The sequence below is a fragment of the Streptomyces sp. NPDC053750 genome (assembly GCF_044544295.1).
Taxonomy (GTDB): Bacteria; Actinomycetota; Actinomycetes; order Streptomycetales; family Streptomycetaceae; genus Streptomyces.
The window spans coordinates 93,404-108,980 of sequence record NZ_JBITXB010000017.1; the positions used below are offsets into that span (position 1 = coordinate 93,404).

12 protein-coding genes and 2 pseudogenes are annotated in these 15,577 nt (G+C 71.8%); 7 read left to right on the forward strand and 7 right to left on the reverse strand.

Going from position 1 to position 15,577, the window contains the following annotated elements; all coding sequences use genetic code 11:
* Positions 1 to 5 precede the first annotated feature (5 nt).
* Positions 6 to 1,346 carry a TRAP transporter large permease subunit gene (locus ACIGO6_RS33740; protein ID WP_399883022.1) on the reverse strand — a complete coding sequence of 447 codons (1,341 nt, stop codon included), beginning with the start codon at positions 1,344 to 1,346 and terminating at the stop codon, positions 6 to 8.
* A complete protein-coding gene (locus tag ACIGO6_RS33745; protein ID WP_399883024.1) occupies positions 1,343 to 2,740 on the reverse strand; it encodes an NAD(P)-binding domain-containing protein in 1,398 nt (465 codons plus the stop codon). Before ACIGO6_RS33745 ends, ACIGO6_RS33740 begins: the two co-directional genes overlap by 4 nt.
* A 622-nt stretch (positions 2,741 to 3,362) precedes the next feature.
* Here ACIGO6_RS33745 and ACIGO6_RS33750 point away from each other — a divergent pair.
* Both ACIGO6_RS33750 and ACIGO6_RS33755 read left to right on the forward strand, forming a co-directional pair.
* Positions 3,363 to 3,854 (forward strand): hypothetical protein, encoded by a 492-nt coding sequence (locus ACIGO6_RS33750; protein ID WP_399883026.1) that lies wholly within the window; start codon positions 3,363 to 3,365, stop codon positions 3,852 to 3,854.
* A gap of 287 nt (positions 3,855 to 4,141) precedes the next feature.
* Entirely contained in the window at positions 4,142 to 4,333 is a 192-nt protein-coding gene (locus ACIGO6_RS33755) for a hypothetical protein (RefSeq protein WP_399883028.1), read from the forward strand.
* Positions 4,334 to 4,419: 86 nt separating this feature from the next.
* Here ACIGO6_RS33755 and ACIGO6_RS33760 read toward each other — a convergent pair whose 3' ends face one another.
* A complete protein-coding gene (locus tag ACIGO6_RS33760) occupies positions 4,420 to 5,160 on the reverse strand; it encodes a hypothetical protein (RefSeq protein WP_399883030.1) in 741 nt (246 codons plus the stop codon).
* Positions 5,161 to 5,308: 148 nt separating this feature from the next.
* Positions 5,309 to 5,548 (reverse strand): annotated as a pseudogene (locus tag ACIGO6_RS33765) (Ku protein); the annotation flags it as partial.
* Between the two features lie 2,023 nt (positions 5,549 to 7,571).
* Between ACIGO6_RS33765 and ACIGO6_RS33770 the strand changes: the two are divergent.
* From ACIGO6_RS33770 to ACIGO6_RS33785, 4 genes are read left to right on the forward strand one after another with little or no spacing between them, the layout of a single operon-like run.
* Positions 7,572 to 7,961, forward strand: coding sequence for a hypothetical protein (locus ACIGO6_RS33770; protein WP_399883032.1), 390 nt, complete (start codon positions 7,572 to 7,574; stop codon positions 7,959 to 7,961).
* Between the two features lie 7 nt (positions 7,962 to 7,968).
* Positions 7,969 to 8,943, forward strand: a complete 975-nt coding sequence (locus ACIGO6_RS33775; protein ID WP_399883034.1) for a hypothetical protein — start codon at positions 7,969 to 7,971, stop codon at positions 8,941 to 8,943.
* 45 nt (positions 8,944 to 8,988) lie between these two features.
* Entirely contained in the window at positions 8,989 to 9,480 is a 492-nt protein-coding gene (locus ACIGO6_RS33780) for a hypothetical protein (RefSeq protein WP_399883036.1), read from the forward strand.
* The gene (locus ACIGO6_RS33785) at positions 9,477 to 12,494 is read left to right on the forward strand and encodes a CHAT domain-containing protein (RefSeq protein WP_399883038.1); all 3,018 of its coding nucleotides are present in this window, start codon (positions 9,477 to 9,479) and stop codon (positions 12,492 to 12,494) included. The genes ACIGO6_RS33780 and ACIGO6_RS33785 overlap by 4 nt, the downstream gene beginning before the upstream one ends.
* Positions 12,495 to 12,519: 25 nt before the next feature.
* Here ACIGO6_RS33785 and ACIGO6_RS33790 read toward each other — a convergent pair whose 3' ends face one another.
* Positions 12,520 to 13,653, reverse strand: coding sequence for a tetratricopeptide repeat protein (locus ACIGO6_RS33790; RefSeq protein WP_399883040.1), 1,134 nt, complete (start codon positions 13,651 to 13,653; stop codon positions 12,520 to 12,522).
* A 367-nt stretch (positions 13,654 to 14,020) separates the two neighbouring features.
* Here ACIGO6_RS33790 and ACIGO6_RS33795 point away from each other — a divergent pair.
* Positions 14,021 to 14,541: pseudogene (locus tag ACIGO6_RS33795) on the forward strand (winged helix-turn-helix domain-containing protein); the annotation flags it as partial.
* Positions 14,542 to 14,562: 21 nt separating this feature from the next.
* Here ACIGO6_RS33795 and ACIGO6_RS33800 read toward each other — a convergent pair.
* Together ACIGO6_RS33800 and ACIGO6_RS33805 are read right to left on the reverse strand one after the other, a co-directional pair.
* Complete coding sequence (locus ACIGO6_RS33800) at positions 14,563 to 14,904, reverse strand: hypothetical protein (RefSeq protein ID WP_399883042.1); 342 nt, start codon at positions 14,902 to 14,904, stop codon at positions 14,563 to 14,565.
* A gap of 42 nt (positions 14,905 to 14,946) precedes the next feature.
* Complete coding sequence (locus ACIGO6_RS33805) at positions 14,947 to 15,270, reverse strand: zinc-binding dehydrogenase (RefSeq protein WP_399883044.1); 324 nt, start codon at positions 15,268 to 15,270, stop codon at positions 14,947 to 14,949.
* Between the last annotated feature and the right edge of the window lie 307 nt (positions 15,271 to 15,577).

Sequence of the window (15,577 nt, forward strand, 5' to 3'; positions counted from 1 at the left end):
CCGGTTCAGACGGGCAGGACGCCGGTGGCCACGGCGGCGCCGATGAGCAGGATCGGGATGCAGTAGTAGGTGAGCAGGGGGACGAAGGTGCGGGACGGGTCCACGCCGGCGATGCCGCTGGCGACGTAGATGGGCGCTCCGGACGGGGGTGAGGCGCCTTCGGTGGAGGCGAAGATCAGGACGGCGACGCAGGCGGTGGCCGGGGAGACACCGGCGCCCATCAGCGCGGAGACCGCGACCGGGCCGATGGCGGCCATGGTGGCGCTGGCGGTGAGCGGGATCGCGACGCCGACCACGAGGACGCCGACGAGCAGGGCCATGACCCACAGCGGCGCGTCCATGCCGGAGAGCAGTTCGGTGAGCTGCTCGGGCAGGCCGAGTTCGCCCAGGGCACCGGCCGCGGCGAAGGCGGCGATGATGGTGACGCCGAGGACACCGAACTTCGGGGCCGCCCCGCCCAGCAGGCCCCACCACGCCTTGCCTGTGCTGGGCAGGTGGCGACGGCCGAGTACCAGGACCAGGGCAATCATCAGGACCGGTATCCAGGTGATCAGGCTGATCATGTCGGACATCTTCACGCCGTCCGTCCACCGACCCAGCGCACCGGCGAGCGGCCCGCGGGTCAGCAGCAGCGGCACCGCGATGCCGCCGAACAGCAGCAGACTCGTCCAGCCCGCGCCCAGGGTGCGGCGCAGTGGCTTGAGTTCGCCGGTGTCCACCGCCTGGATGCCGTGCCGGCGGACCATGACGAACGCGGCGACGAGCCGGTAGCCCAGGCACCACAGTCCGCCCAGGAACAGCGGCAGCACGATGTCGTCGGTGGACACCACCGAGGCGACACCGGCCGAGCCCATGAGGATGAACATGGTGGAGCTGAAGGGGAAGGTGACACCCATGCCCGCGCCGCCGGCGGCGACGGTGGCCGCGAGTTCACCACTGACGCGGGAGCGCTTCATCCAGGGAATGGTCACCGAGCCGACGGCCGCGGTGACCGCCGCCCCCACGTGCGCGATGGCACCGAACACACCGGCGGCCACGGTCGAGGTGTAGATGGGGCCGCCGCGCAGACGGCCGAGCAGCGAGTTCAGGATGTCCAGGAGGTGGTCGAGAACCGGGGTGCGGGCCAGCACGTAGCTCATGAACACGAAGGCCAGGGCGGCGAAGGTCACCTCCTCCTGCATCGCCTCGGCGAGACTGCTCCAGAGCACATGGAAGATGTCGCCGCCGGAGAACAGGCCGGTGACCAGGAAGCCGACGATCAGCGCCTCACCGATGTTGCGCTTGAGTACGGAGTTCCACACGAGGATGGCCGCGATGTAGCAGCCCAGCGCCCATACGGCGATCACGACTCTCCTCCGCTGGTGGCCTGGCCGCCCGCGGTGGCACGGATCCGGGCGCGGCGGTCGGCCTCGTCGGCTTCGACCGCGCGGGCGGCGTCGAGCACCGACCTTGCCTTCTCGGCGGCGACCACGGCAACTCCGTCGCTGTCAGCGACGACCAGGTCACCGGGGCGGCAGACCAGCCCGCCCACCGCCACGGGCACGTTGACGTGTCCGGGGCCGAACTTGTAGGGCCCGGCCGGGGTCACCGCCCGCGCCCACACCGGGAAGCCGATCTCGGCCAGCACGTCGACGTCACGTGCGGCGCCGTCGAGGACCATGCCCACCACACCGCGGGCCTTGGCGCGCTCGGCGATCAGCTCGCCTATCAGGGCGCGGGAGGTGTCGCCCTCGCCGTTGACCACGATGATGTCGCCGGGCGTCGCGATCCTGACGGCCTCGTGGATGGCCTTGTTGTCGCCGGCCCGCGTCCACACCGTCAGGGCCCGCCCGGTCGCCCGTGCTCCCGGCCACAGCGGCCGGATGCCCGAGTCGAGCAGGGCGAGGCGGTCGACCGCGTCGCCGATGTTCGCCGTGGCCACGTCCTGGTGCGCGGCCAGGAGTTCGTCCGTGACCTGCGGTATGTCACGCAGCCCCTCGGGACGGGCGGCCAGCTGGTGCACATGGCCGATCGCGCGGGCGAGTTCGGCGTCCAGGTCGAGGTCGGCCATGAGGTCCGCGGCGGCCGATGCCTCGAAGGCGCGGCGCACCCCGTGCTTGGCGGTCCCGGTGTACAGCCGCTCCAGCGTGCTCTCGCCACCGGCCAGCTCGGACGCGATCTGCTCACGCACCCACGTCTCGTCCCCCGCGGCGCGGCCCGCCTCCACGGTCTGCACGATGATCGCGCCCAGGCCCTTCATGAACACGCTGCGCAGCAGCTTGCGGGCCGAGGCGGCCCCCGGCTCGGAGCCCAGGTCCTCCACCGGCGCCCCCAACGTGCCGAAGTGGTCGGCGACCTCGGTGGCACCCGGGCCACTGGTCACCAGTGCCGTGCGGTGACGGTACGTGGGGACGGAACCGATCACCGACACGTCCGCGAATACGGCCTTCGACGAGGCGGTGACGGCCTGGGCGATCTCCCCCTTCAGTCCGGGAGCGGCGGCGTTCATGTCCGCGTACACCGTGGCGGACCCCAGGTGCGGAGCTGCCTCCCGGGCCACTGCGAGCGCCGCCTTCGCCCCGGTCAGTCCGAGGACCAGGTCGCAGCCGCGCACCGCGGCCTCGATACTGCCCGCTCGCGCGACGCCCTCCGGAGTGGGCACGTCTCCCGGGTCGTAACCCGTCACCGACCAGCCGTTCTCCAGAAACCCGGCGGCATAGAGGCTTCCCGCCTCGCCCAGTCCCAGCACTCCGACGCGCATGCGTGGTCTCCTTGCCACCCGCACAGGGGATTATCATTGCGTGATAACGCTTATCGTTTAGTGAGCAGTTGGATGTTGCCTGCGCGTGAAGCGGGCGTCAAGGGCTGGAGAATGATCGATCAAACGCCCTTCAGGTATGAAGCGACGAAGGCAGCCGCCGATGCCGGCCGCCTTCGAGGCACAGACGCACCGGGATGCGGGTGTCGCCCACTTGGGACTCCTCTCGGAATGACTTCAGGCGCCGCCAGCAGACCGGCGAACAGCCCAGGGCGAGGAGGCTTCCTGGATGTCGTCGCGGATCTCCCAGCGGATCCGCATACGGCGGAACCAGTGGAGGTGGGCGAACATGCGCTCCACACGCCAGCGTTGAGTGTCGAGCCGGGAGCCGGGTGGTGGCCGCAACCGCCCTCGCCCGGCATCACGGCCGGGCGGCGCCGGCTGGCGGTCCTGCGCGCCCGGTGGGACGACGCCTGGGACGACGGAGGCTTTCTCCACGACCGCTGGGGGGATCTGCGCCAGGCCCCGTCCTCGGCTGGCACGGCATGGCGAACTGGGTAAAGGCAGCGATCCGACTCGCCGGGATCTCTCTTTCATCCTGCGACTGGACGGCGCGACCGACGCCTTGGCCGACGCGCTGCGCAGCCTGCTGAACGCAGTGCCGCGTGTGCAGGTCGGCGCCGACACCTCCGACGGCGTTTTCGCCGTGATCGACCAGCCGATCCGCTCGTGCATCGCTGCCCACTCCGCCGCGCTGCCGATCAACGCCTCCACCGTCTACACCGTCTGGCAGCTGGTCGGCACCTTCGGTTTGGTCGGCGGCTTCTTCCGCAGCAGTGGCGCCCGTCTCACCTGGACCGCGTGGGGCGCGACCAGCATCGCCGTGATCTACAGCGCTGCGCCCGCCGACGGCCGCACGATCGCTACCGGGCTGGCTGTGCTCGCCTGGACTGCCGCCTCCACGTTCGCGTTGCGCGGGCTGACCCTGAGCCCGGCGTACTTCACGCACATCCACAACGCCGGTCACCAGATCGAGCCGCACCTGTACCTTCCGGCCCCGGCCACTCCGCCGGCCGACGACGCCCCGGCCACCCCGCACCGGTTCCAGAAGCGCTGACCCGCCGCCCTGCCTGGTCCTCGCCCGCCACTGCGCGGGCGAGGACCAGGCAGGCCGACCGGCCGGGGCGGGGGGGGGGGGGGGGGGGCGGGGCCCCCCCCCCCCCCCCCCCGCCCCGGCGCCCCCCGGGGGCCCCCCCCCCCCGGCGGGGCCCCCCCCCCCCCGGGGGGGGGGGGGGCCCGGGCCGCCCGACCGGCCACCCACCCACCCACCCACCCACAACATCCACGCCCTGTCGGCGGACCTCCCGCTGGTTGGGCGCAGCACTGTCCGCCAGGGAGCAGGTGATGCCCCGCCCCCGGAAGAAGTGCCGCCGCGAGATCACGAAGGTGCCGCGCAGCGACGCGATGCTGCCGGAGTTCGACCGGCGCGCTTGTCCCGAGGGCCTGGTCACCCGGCGGCAGTTACGGGAGAAGGGTCTGAGCCCCGGCGGGCACGGCCCGGTCGCGGGACCTTGCCGTATCCGAGCACAGCCCTAGGCTGAGTCTGGCACCACTCCCACCAGGCCCAGCGCCCAATCACCGAACGAAGAAGAACGGGTCCCATGAGGTCCGCGATCGTGCTCCTACTGCGGTCGCATCATGTGCAAGTCCTCACCCCACGCGTCCAACACCGCGCTGTGCCCAGATCGCCGGGCCACCGCCTCGACCTGGGCAAAGAGGCCACGCTGGATTGACACATCACCTGTTGCCGAGATGCTGTCCGCAGCGTCGAGCAACTCGGCGGTGTCCCAGCCGGGCAGCGGAAACCGGGCAAGCTCCCATTCCAGATACTTGTTAAACGGACGGGGTCGACGGTCGAATGCGAAAAGCAACTCGAACAGGAACCGGATGCTGTCGGCGGCATCGAGCCTGGATGCAAGCGCATGGCCGTCTCGCGCGTTCTTGGCCGAGCGGTAGAGGGAGTTGGAGTAGGCATCGAGCCATTTGCCCGCCTCTCGGAAGGCTTCATCGGCGCCAAGCCGTGCCTTATCAGCGAGGATCCGGGCGATGCCGCCGTCGAGCCGGTCGAGTACGACCTTGCCCCGCGCGAGTGCGTAGCGATCAAAGCCTGGCATTCCAGTCGTGCTGCGGAACTCGTCCAGGGACACGATGACGAGGTCGAGTTCCGTGGTGCGGTGACCAGCGAACCGGGAGAGGTCCGTCTTCCGGCCCTCGTCGAGAACGACGTACAGGTCGTGGTCGGAGTGCTCGGTGGTCATGCCCTGGTGGGCCCGAGAGCCTTTCAGGACGAGGCCGACGACAGCCGGGTCGGCGGTCGCGAGTTCAACGAACGCGTCGTAGGTGAGGGCTTTGTGAGCAGTCATGGTTGAGCTCCGGATGTGGTGATGATGGGAATGCCAGCCACGCGGTCCCGAACGCATCGGGCCGCTCACCGTCTGCAGCGGGGCTTAGCCACCGCCCGGAAGATCAACGCACATGCAGACACTACCGGCCGGCCAGCCAAGTGGTCAGCAGTTCCTGGTCGGTGACCGGTACGACGTGTTCCCTGGTGAGCTGGTAGCCCTTGCCGATGTCGTCGCTGCGGACCTCGCGGTCCTCCAGCTCGCAGATCTTGCGTGTCCGTACCCGGGCCATGTCTTCCAGGTGGACCTGCTGGAAGCGGATGCTGTGGTCCTCGGTCGCGCCGACCACGTGGATCGGCACGCTGGCCAGGCCGAAGCTGATCGCGCCGGACCAGATCGTTCGGGGCATGGCGGACCTCCAGGACATCCCCCGAGCAAAGCCAGCCTACGAGGCTCCTGACGCGTACGCGCGGCTTCGAGCATGCACTGGTTTGGACGCCCACGTTGGGCTGGTGCAGAACAGATCCCTGCTGCGACCGACCGGTTCCTCCTCGGATTCCACTCGTTGATCATCACGCGACCTGACCAACCGCCCCGAGCACGGTGCTTGCCCCGGACAGGCGGCGCCGCTGGTGGTTGCGTCGGGGCTGACGTGGGCCGGTTGCACCGATCTGTTGTGCTGGATGTTGCGGCGAGGGGTGCGCCTGGCTAGTAGGGAGGGGTAGGTCTCCCGTGGCTCACCTGAATGAGACACATCTGAGTGTCTGGGGAACCGTCGCTCTTGGGCCTTCTGACCAGTCTGTCCGGCAGCGCCCCGTGGGGCGGTATCGGGTGCCACGCCTCGGCGTGTATTGGTTTCGCATCACCGCCTGTATGCCGGGGTCGCCCGGCTCCGCGCGCGAGATACCAGTCGGACTACCGAGGGGCGGCAGGCAGCCCGTCTGCGCGGGTCGGGCCCGCTCAGGGCGGATAACGGGACAGCGCTGCAAAGCGCTGAGCAGCCTCGGAAAGGTCCCAGTCACCTACTCGTTTTCGAGCAGCTACCGCGATGCGTGGCCGAGCACGGCGCGGCCAACGGCCTGAACGATGTGCAGAACTACCTGGCCGACCTGCAACAGACGACGCTGTGCCTGCTGACGAGTCACGGTCTGGACGCCATGCAGAACAGCGAGGGTCGGCCGGAACGGCTACAGGTCGAGGGGACCGTGCCGGGCAGGGCGGGCCAGAGCGGGCAGACCCTTCCCGCCGGCCAAGCGCCGAAAGCACAGCCGAACGCGTGGTGGGTGCCGATGCGTAACGGTGCCGAACGGTTGGGGGTACTGCACATCACCACGCCGGACGCGGCGGTGCGGACCATGGAGGACATGCGCTCCCTCGCAGATCTGGTAGTCCTTCTGGTGGTGAGTAAGCGGGCGCTCAGCGATTCCATCGACATCGAGGGCGTCACCGCACCGGCAAAGCAGTCGCAGTACTCCTACGACCAGGCCGGCAACATCCTGTCGCTCTCCGACATCGCCGGCACCACCCCCCGACACACAGTGCTTCGCCTACGACACCGCCCAGCGGCTGTCCGAAGCCCGGACCCCGGCGGCCACCCAGTCCGAGGCCACCGGCTCCGGCACCGTCGGCGCCACGATGAACGGCGCCATGCCGACGGCCCGCTCTGCCGCCCCGTGTACCAAGGCGCTGGGAGGCCCGGCTCCGGTCCCGGTACTGGAAGACCTACACCACCGACGCAATCGGCAACCGCACCCAGGAAGTCGTCCACGACACCGGCCTCGACCCGACCAAGGACATCACCCGGACCTTCCCCTACGGCGACAACGCCGGTCCGCACGCCGTCACGAAGGTCGTGGAGAACACCCCGACCGGCGACCGCCAGTCCCAGTACACCTACGAAAAGGCCGGAAACACCCCCACCCCCACCCTCGGCGGCGACACCCAGACACTGGACTGGATCTCCGAGGGCAAACTCACCAAGACCACCGAGGCCAACGGCAAAGAGACGACGTACCTCTACGACGCCCCTGGCGAACGCGTCGTGCGCCGTGGCGCCACCGCAACCACCGTCTACCTGCCCGGCATGGAGCTCAAGCTCCCCAACGGCGGCACCAACGTCCGAAGCGACCCGCTACTACAGCTTCGCCGACCAGACCATCGCAACCCGCGAGAACAACGGCACCCTGCCCTTCCTCGGATCAGACCACCAGGGCACCAGCAGCCTGGCGCCTCGGCGGCGAGCTCGGCCCGGACGACGTCGTCGGTGTCCGGGTCGTACGCGGTGCCCGGCGCCGCGAGCTCTCCGGCCGAGGAGAGCCGCCGCCCTGGCTCACCGCCTCCACCTTCTCCAGGAAACCGTCTGAACGACCGCACCGAACGGGCAGACTGGCAGCCGACCGAGGAGCCGAGCGGAAGCCGTTGGGGGAGCTGGAATGAAGTACGCGATGCTGGTGGGACCGGGCGCCGCGCCGGACGGCGCGGCCCGGCTCGAGGTGCCGGACGGCGCCACCTTGGACGACACCGCCGACGCGCTCGACCTGCTGCTCGCGACCCGGCCGACGCCGGATCGTGTGGTCCTCGTTGTGGGCGGCACGGTCGTCGGGGTCACCACCCGGGCCCACCTGCGCACCGTGCGCGCGCTCGGGGTCGTGCGGGGCGCGGGCGAGGAGGACCGTGGCCGCCAGCCGGTCGAATCCACCCAGTACACGCTGCTGACCTTCCGCTGCCCGTCCTGCGAGCGGACGGCCTGGACGGCCTTCTACGACGAGCGGTACCGGCCGACGTGCGAGACGAACGGCCACGGGCCGATGGAACTGCGGTGAGCCGCCGATGAGCCAGGCCGGCCTCGCCACCGTCGCCACGGCACCCGCGGGCCTCGCCTCGGGCAGCTCCGGACGGTTCTTCCTCGTCTCCTACCTCCCCACCTACGCGGGGGCGTTGAGCATTCTGTGGCTGGTCTGGGCGGGCGCCCCCGGCGGCGCCCTGTCCATGCGCCGTGCCTGGCGCACCGCCGCCGGACTCGGCGTCGGCGAGATCGTGCTCATCGCCGCCGGCATCACCGTCGTCGCCGTCGTCTTCCAGCCCCTGCAACTGGCCATGGTGCGGCTGCTCCAGGGCGGCTGGTCCGACGCCCTCGGCGCGGGGCTGTGCCGCGCCCGGCAGCGCCGCCGCAAGGCCCGGCTCGAACGCCGTACGGTCCTGCCCCCGGCCACGGACGACGGGACGCCGGCGGAGGTGACGGCGGCCGCTGTGCAACGAGCCGGTGCGGCCGCCGCGCGACTGCGCCGCCGGTATCCGCTGCCCGACCACCTTGTCCGGCCCACCGCCCTGGGCAACGTCCTGACCGCCACCTTCGACACCGCCGGCCGCGACCACGGCTGGGACGCGGCGGTGGCCTGGCCCCGGCTCTACCTGGTCCTCGGCGACCGGTCGCGCGCGCTCGTCGACGACTCCCGCGACTCCCTCGACGGCGCCGTGCGGCTAGCCGTCACCGGGGGAGCCACCGCGCTCGCCGCCGCCGTACTGCTGTGCTCCAGCGGGTGGTGGCTCGCCCTCGCCCTGACCCCGCTGGCCGTTGCCCGCCTCGCCTACCACGGAGCCGTCCAGGCGGCCGTCGCCTACGGAGACGCCGTACACACCGCATTCGACCTGCACCGCTTCGACCTGCTGCGGGCTCTGCACCTTCCGCTGCCAGCCGGCCTCGACGAGGAGCGCACCCGGGCCTCGGCCCTCTGCGCGTCCTGGCGACAGGGGCTGCCGCCGCCGGACACGTACGAACACCCCGAAGTACCGCCCGCCGTCTGACCCTTCGAGGCACCGGCCCGCGCCGAAGCGCAATACCGTGGCCCCATGTCAGCGATGGGGGAGCACCGCCGCAACAACCGCGTCCAGGCTCTGCACGAGCGCGGACTGCGGGAACTCGACGCCTACATCCGCTCCCGCGACCCCGCCGCCCTCGAACGGGCCCGGATCGTGTTCCACACGACCGTGGCCTCGCTCGGCCCGCACACCCCCGACCGGCACGTCCATTTCCGGAACCTCGCCTACACCGAGGAACTGACCTACGAGGAGACCGGCGCCCCCGGCCCGCTGGAGGACGCCGTCGCGCCTACCGTCAGGCGCTCGCCGAGGCTCCCGCCGGCCACCCCTACCGGCCCGCCTACGCCTACGGGCTCGGACGCGCCCTGCGCCGGCTGCACGGAGCGACCGGCGACCCCGCCCACCTCGACGAGTCCGTCGAGTGGCAGCGGCGGGCCCTGTCCGGCGAACCGGGCGCCCGGCTGGAGCCCGCCGCCCAGCTGGCCGGCCTCGCCGAGACGCTCTTCGACCGCAACCGCGTGACCGGCGACCGGGGGGACCTGGAGGAGTGCGTGGCGCTGTACCGCCACGCCGTACGGCTCACGCCCGAGGCCGAACAGGAGGACCTCGCGATCCGGCTGGTCAACTTCGGCTCCGCGCTCGGCGCGCTCCACAAGGCGACCCGGGACCCCGGCCACCGCGACGAGTCCATCGACGCCCACTCCCAGGCCCTCGCCCTGCTGCCCGCCAACCGCCCGCAGCAGCGGCAGGCCCTTCTCGACGCCCTCGCACAGGCACTACAGGACCGCTACGACACCACCGGCCGGCTGGAGGACCTCGACACGGTGATCGCCCTGCGCCTGCGCGCCGTCTCGAACACCGACCCCGGCACCACCGACCACGGCGAGGCCGCACTGCAGGCCGCGGATGCGCTCCTCGACCGGGCCGTCACGACCGGCCGGCCCCACTTCGCAGACCAGGCGATCGCCGTACTCCGGCGCGCCGTCGCCGGCCGACCGCCCGACAGCGCCGAACGCGCCGTGCTGACCGGCCTACTCGGATCAGCGCACGACACCCGGTACGACCTGACCGGGGAGGCCGCCTGTCTGGACGAGGCCGTCGCCCTGCTCCGAGCGGCCGTGAACACACCCGGTATCGGGCACCACAACGCCTGCGGCCTGCGCACCAAACTCTCCTCCGCCCTGCGGACCCGGCACTCGGCGCGCGGAGACCTCGCCGACCTCGAAGAGGCGATCGCCGTGCACCGCGACGCACTGGCCACCGGGGCCGACCTGGACGCGGCACACCGGGCCCTCCACCAGGCGAGCCTCGCCGCGGGCCTGAACCAGCGCTTCGGCGTCCACGGCGACATCACGGATCTCGACCGGTGCGCCGAACTGTGCCGCCAGGCCCTGCTGGTACTGCCCGAGAGAGACACGAACCGTCCGGTCGTCCTCGTGCTGCTCGGCGACACCCACCTCGCCCGGTTCTTCCACACCGCCCGTCCGGAGGCGCTGGGCCCGGCGCTCGGCGCCTTCCGGCGGGCCCTCAACGCCGCCGACCCCAAGCTGCGGGCGACCGCGATGAGCAACCTCGCCCGCGCCCTCCTCGCCCGCTTCGACCACGCCGACGGCACACCGGCCGACCTGGACGAGGCGATCGGCCTGCAACGCCACGCCATGCACCTGCTCCCCACCCAGCGGGAGGTGACCGGAAACAACCTCGCCCAGTCCCTGCGCAGCCGCTACGAGATCAGCCACGACCTCACCGACCTCGAGGAGGCCGTCGCCCTCCTCCGCACCGTCGTACGGGACCGCCCCCGCGACGACCCCGACCGGACCAAGCCCGGCACGGCCCTCGCCGAGGGCTTGTACAGCCTGCACCTGCGGACCGGGGACCGCGACCTGCTCACCGAGGCCCTCACCGTCGCCCGCGACATCACCACGGTCACCTCCGCCCCGGTGCGCGACCGGCTCGCCGCCCACGTCACCTGGGGTCAGGTGTCCGGCGTACTGGAGGACTGGGAGACGGCGTGGCGCGCCCTGCGCACGGCCACGTCGCTGCTGCCCGAGCTGGCGACGCGCAGCCTCACCCGCAGCGACCAGCAGTACGCTCTGGCCCGCCTGCCGGGCATCGCGGCGGAGGCCGCCGCCTACGCCCTCCAGGCCGGACGGCCCCAGGAAGCCCTGGAAGTCCTCGAACACGGCAGGGGAGTGCTCCTCGGCCGGCTGCTGCGCACCCTCGACCTCGACCTCGACCGGCTGCGCCGACAGGCACCCGCCCTGGCCGACGAGTTCCTGCGGCTGCGCGAGGAGGAGACCGGTGCGCCGGCGGGCCCCTCCGTACCGACGGCCTCCACCGAACAGGCCGCCGAACGGCGTCGCGCCCACGCCGCCGCATGGCAGCGCCTGCTGGGCCGGATCCGGGCACTGCCGGGGTTCGACGGCTTTTTGCGCCCGCCCCCGGCCGAGGAGATCCTCCGGCAGGCGGGAGACGGACCCGTCGTGCTCCTCAACATCAGCATCCGCTGCGACGCCGTCATCGTGGCCGACGGCACGATCGACGTCCTGCCGCTGAAGGTGCGCTCCGGCACCGTGGCCGAGCAAGTCGCCGTCTTCCTCGACGCCACCCGCGCCGCCTCCCGGACCGGAGCCTCCCTCGAGGAGATCTGGTCCGCGCAGGAGACCCTCTCCGGCGTACTGGAATGGCTGTGGGACACCGTCACCGGACCCGTGCTCCAGCGCCTCGGCCACACCGAACCCCCCGCCCCCGGGGAGGCGCCCCGGCGGATCTGGTGGTGCCCGCAGGGCACGCTCGCCTTCCTGCCGCTGCACGCCGCCGGCTACCACGGCCCCCGGGCCGACCCGGACCGGCCGCGCTGCGCACTCGACCTCGCCGTCTCCTCCTACACCCCGACCATCGGCGCCCTGCACCACGCGCGCCGACGTCCCGAACCCGCCCCGTCAGGCGCGCGGCCACCCCTGGTCGTGAACATCCGCGACACGCCGGGGGCAGCGCCCCTGCCGAACGCCCCGCACGAAGCGGAAGCGGTACGGACGCTGCTGCCCGGAACGATCCCGGCACGCCTGCTGACCGGCGCCGAGGCGACCCGCGACCGGGTCCTGGAGGCCCTGCGCTCCAGCCCGTACGTCCATCTCGTCTGCCACGCCGTCACCGACCCGCACGACCCCTCCGCCTCGCGCATCCTCACTCACGACCACATCGAAAGGGCGCTCACCGTCGCCGACATCTCCACCCTGCGGCCGATGGGAAACGGCCTGGCGTACCTCTCCAGCTGCTCCACTTCCGGGACCCGCCCCGAGCTCGCGGACGAGGCGATCCACATCACCAGCGCCTTCCAACTCGCCGGATACCGCCATGTCGTGGGCACGCTGTGGCCCGTGACGGACGAGATCGCCCCGCGCATCGCCCGGTCCTTCTACGGCCGGCTCCCGCACGGCGCCGCGCACGCGCTGCACGCGGCCGTCCGGCAGGCGCACACGGAGCATCCGCTGCTCCCGTCGCTGTGGGGAGCGCACCTCCACATCGGCCCGTGAGCGTCGGCCCGCATCAGGGTGTGTCCTAGCCCCGGGCGGCGCGGACCATGCGCAGGTTCTCCCGGGCCTCCGCCGTGCGAGGGTCGGCCGTGCCGTAGAGCCGTTCGTAGCCGGCGACGACGAGGCGGCACTCCTCCTCTGCCTGGGCGTGCCGGCCCGCGTTGAAGAAGGTGGCGGCCAAACTGGTGCGGTACTCCAGGACGTCCGGATGGTCGGGGCCGTGCAACCGCTCCATGCCCACGACGGCCGCCCGCAGCTCCGCCGTGGCCTCCTCGACCTTGCCGAGCGCCTGGAGCATGGCGCCCAGGGTGGCGTGTGCGGAGAGGGTGTCCGGGTGGCCGGTGCCCTTGATCTTCACCGACTGCCGCACCGCGTCGCGCATCGACCGCGCGGCCTGGGCGACATGCCCCAGGTGGTACTGGACGGCGGCGTGGTTGATCCGGGCCGTCAGGGTCAGCTCCGACTTCCGGCCCAGCAGCCGCTCGGCGTCGCGCAGCACCGAGAGGTAGAGCGCCCCGGCTTCCTCCAGCGTGCCTCGGGCTCGCAACACCCCGGCCAGGGTGTTCCGACTGCCGAGCGTGTCCTCGTGCTCGGGCCCCAGCACCCGCGTTCGGCGTTCGAGCGCGGTGCGCGCCAGTCGCTCCGCCTCCTCGTGCCGCCCCAGGGCGAGCACGACGAGGGCCAGATCCCCCAGGGCGGTGAGCGTGTCCGGGTGCTCCGGGCCCAGTGTCGCCTCGCGCCGGGCGAAGACGGAACGGCGCAGCCGCTCCGCGTCCTCCGGCCGTCCACGATCCCGTAACAGGGAGGCGAGAGCGGTCTCCGCCGCGAGGGTGTCCGGGTGGGCGGGTCCCAGGTCCGCCCTGCGCTCCGCCACGACCCAGCGGAAGACCTCCTCCGCCTCGTCGAACTCTCCCTCCTGGCGGAGCTGCTCGGCCAGCTCGAACGAGAGCCGTACGACCACCGGATGGTGCGGGCCGTGTTCGCGCGCGAGATGCCCCAGCTTCATGCGCGTCATCCCCGACGGCGTCAGGGAGAGCTTCACATTCATCACGGGGACGCCGTCCTCGCCCTCGCGATGGGTGATCCGGTACGAGCCCAGGCCTTCCAGCTCACCTTCGTCGGCGGCCGCCCCGTCCGGTGCCGGTGACGGCCCGGGCACGGGGGCCGAGGAGGGTTGAGTCCGTGCGGCCGGGCTCTCCGTCCCCGAGCGCGCGCCCCGTCCGCGCCGGTGGAACGGCCACCTGTCCCGACCCGCCCTGTCCGTATCGGTCATCCTCACTCCTTCGTCGACCGAGGGAGTCGTTCCCCGTCCACTGGCGGTCCACCCCCGCGCGTCCGCCCTCTCATCGCACCTCCAGCCGGAGGATCCTGTCGTCACCGGGACTGGGCGTTCCCTCGTGTGCCGGTCTCGCTGGTCGTCAGCAGCAGCCGGCCGTTGCCCACCGCCGCCACCGTGCGCAGCCGTCCGTACTCCTCGGTCAGGAACGCCTCGGGCTCCCCGGCACGTTCGGACCCGCCAGCGGGACGCGGTCGACGGGTGGTGGGCGTAGTGGCAGGCCGGCGGCCGGGAAGCGCTGGTCATGCGGCAGCGCGGCAAGCCAGTCGCGTTCACCAGGTGCTCGGGGAGGCCGAGCAGGTCGCCGTGCGGCAGGCGATTCTCGACCACCGGCCCTGTGACATGGGGCTGAGTGGACAGTTGAGGTCGCGTCGGCTGGTCGGCGAGTCGATCGTGAAGATGTACCGGGTGCGGCTGACCGAACCAGGGGTGGGCAAGTATCTGAAGCGGTGGGGTCTGTTCTTCCAGCGCCCGGACAAGAGGGCAGTCGGACAGGACCCCGAGGCCGTCCGGCGCTGGCACGCCGAGACCTGGCCGAAGATCCGTGCGCAGGCAGGGAAGGACGGCGGCGAGATCCTCTTCGCCGACCAGGTCGGCGTCCGCTCCGACCAGGTCACCGGCCGTACCCGGGGCGAGAAGGGCAGGACACCCGTCGTACTGCGGAGCGGTAACCGTCTCTCGGTGAACGCCATGTCGGCGATCAGCCTCCGGCTCCTCCAGCTGATCCGGAGGTCAGGAGGGGATGTCCACCAGGCCTTTGCCGACCGCGTGGCTCTTGACCGCTCGGTGTGCGTCGGCGGTGCGGTCGAGGGGAAAGCGGATCAGCGGCAGGCCGTGCTTCTCGCCGACCGGCAGCGCGCCGTCGCGTACTGCGGCGGCGACGTCCTGGACAGCCGCGGTACGTATCTCCGGACCGGCCGTGTAGAGCACCAGGAACTGGAAGCGTGTGTTCAGCACCATGTTCTGCAGCACGTTCAGTTCGACTGGGTTGCCACCGTCGTTGGCGTAAGTCGAGATCGTGCCGCGAGTTCGCAGCACGGCCAGGTCCAGTGCGAGGTTCGTGCCCAGGGCCACCTCGGCGACGATGTCGACGCCGTCCGGGGCGATCTGGCGGATCTAGGTGGCCGGGTCGCCGTCGCGGTAGTTGATCACGTGATGGGATCCGGCGGCGGTGGCCAGCCGGGCTATCGCCGGGCTGCTGATCGTGCTGATCACGGTGGCGCCGGCCCATCGGGCAAGCTGGATCACCGCGTGCCCGACCGCTCCGGCCCCGCCCGCTGCGAGCACCACCTTCCCGTCGAGTGCCCCGGGCTGCAGCCGACGCGTGCCGTCCTCGGCGACGGTGAGCGCGCGGTGCGCGGTCAGCGCGGGGACTCCGAGTGCGGCGCCGATTTCGAAGTCGGCCTCGTCGGGCAGCGGCACGGCCTGCTCGGCGGGCACGACGGTGAACTCGGCGGCGGTGCCGGTGGGCCGCCCGGCGGCGGCAGTGTTTGGGGTGGCCGGCGCCGGAGCGTGCCTGCCAGTCGGTCGGGTTGACCCCGGACACGGCGACCCGGACACGAACCTCGCCGGGGCCGGGCGCCGGCAGGTCACGATCGACGAACTGCAGAACGTCAGGGGTGCCGTTGTCACGGTAGATGATGGCCTTTATGAACCGTCCTTGGAGCCTGACAGAGCGGGGTGTTCCGGCGTGGCCTGGCGGTTGGTCAGAGTGTCCGGCGTGGGGTGTGGTCGCGGCCCGGTCCGC

Bases quoted from the DNA above. Each gene is read 5' to 3' on its own strand.
- ACIGO6_RS33745 (WP_399883024.1), bottom strand. From the start codon at position 2,740: ATGCGCGTCGGAGTGCTGGGACTGGGCGAGGCGGGAAGCCTCTATGCC.
- ACIGO6_RS33755 (WP_399883028.1), top strand. From the start codon at position 4,142: ATGCCCCGCCCCCGGAAGAAGTGCCGCCGCGAGATCACGAAGGTGCCG.
- ACIGO6_RS33760 (WP_399883030.1), bottom strand. From the start codon at position 5,160: ATGACTGCTCACAAAGCCCTCACCTACGACGCGTTCGTTGAACTCGCG.
- ACIGO6_RS33770 (WP_399883032.1), top strand. From the start codon at position 7,572: ATGAAGTACGCGATGCTGGTGGGACCGGGCGCCGCGCCGGACGGCGCG.
- ACIGO6_RS33775 (WP_399883034.1), top strand. From the start codon at position 7,969: ATGAGCCAGGCCGGCCTCGCCACCGTCGCCACGGCACCCGCGGGCCTC.
- ACIGO6_RS33780 (WP_399883036.1), top strand. From the start codon at position 8,989: ATGTCAGCGATGGGGGAGCACCGCCGCAACAACCGCGTCCAGGCTCTG.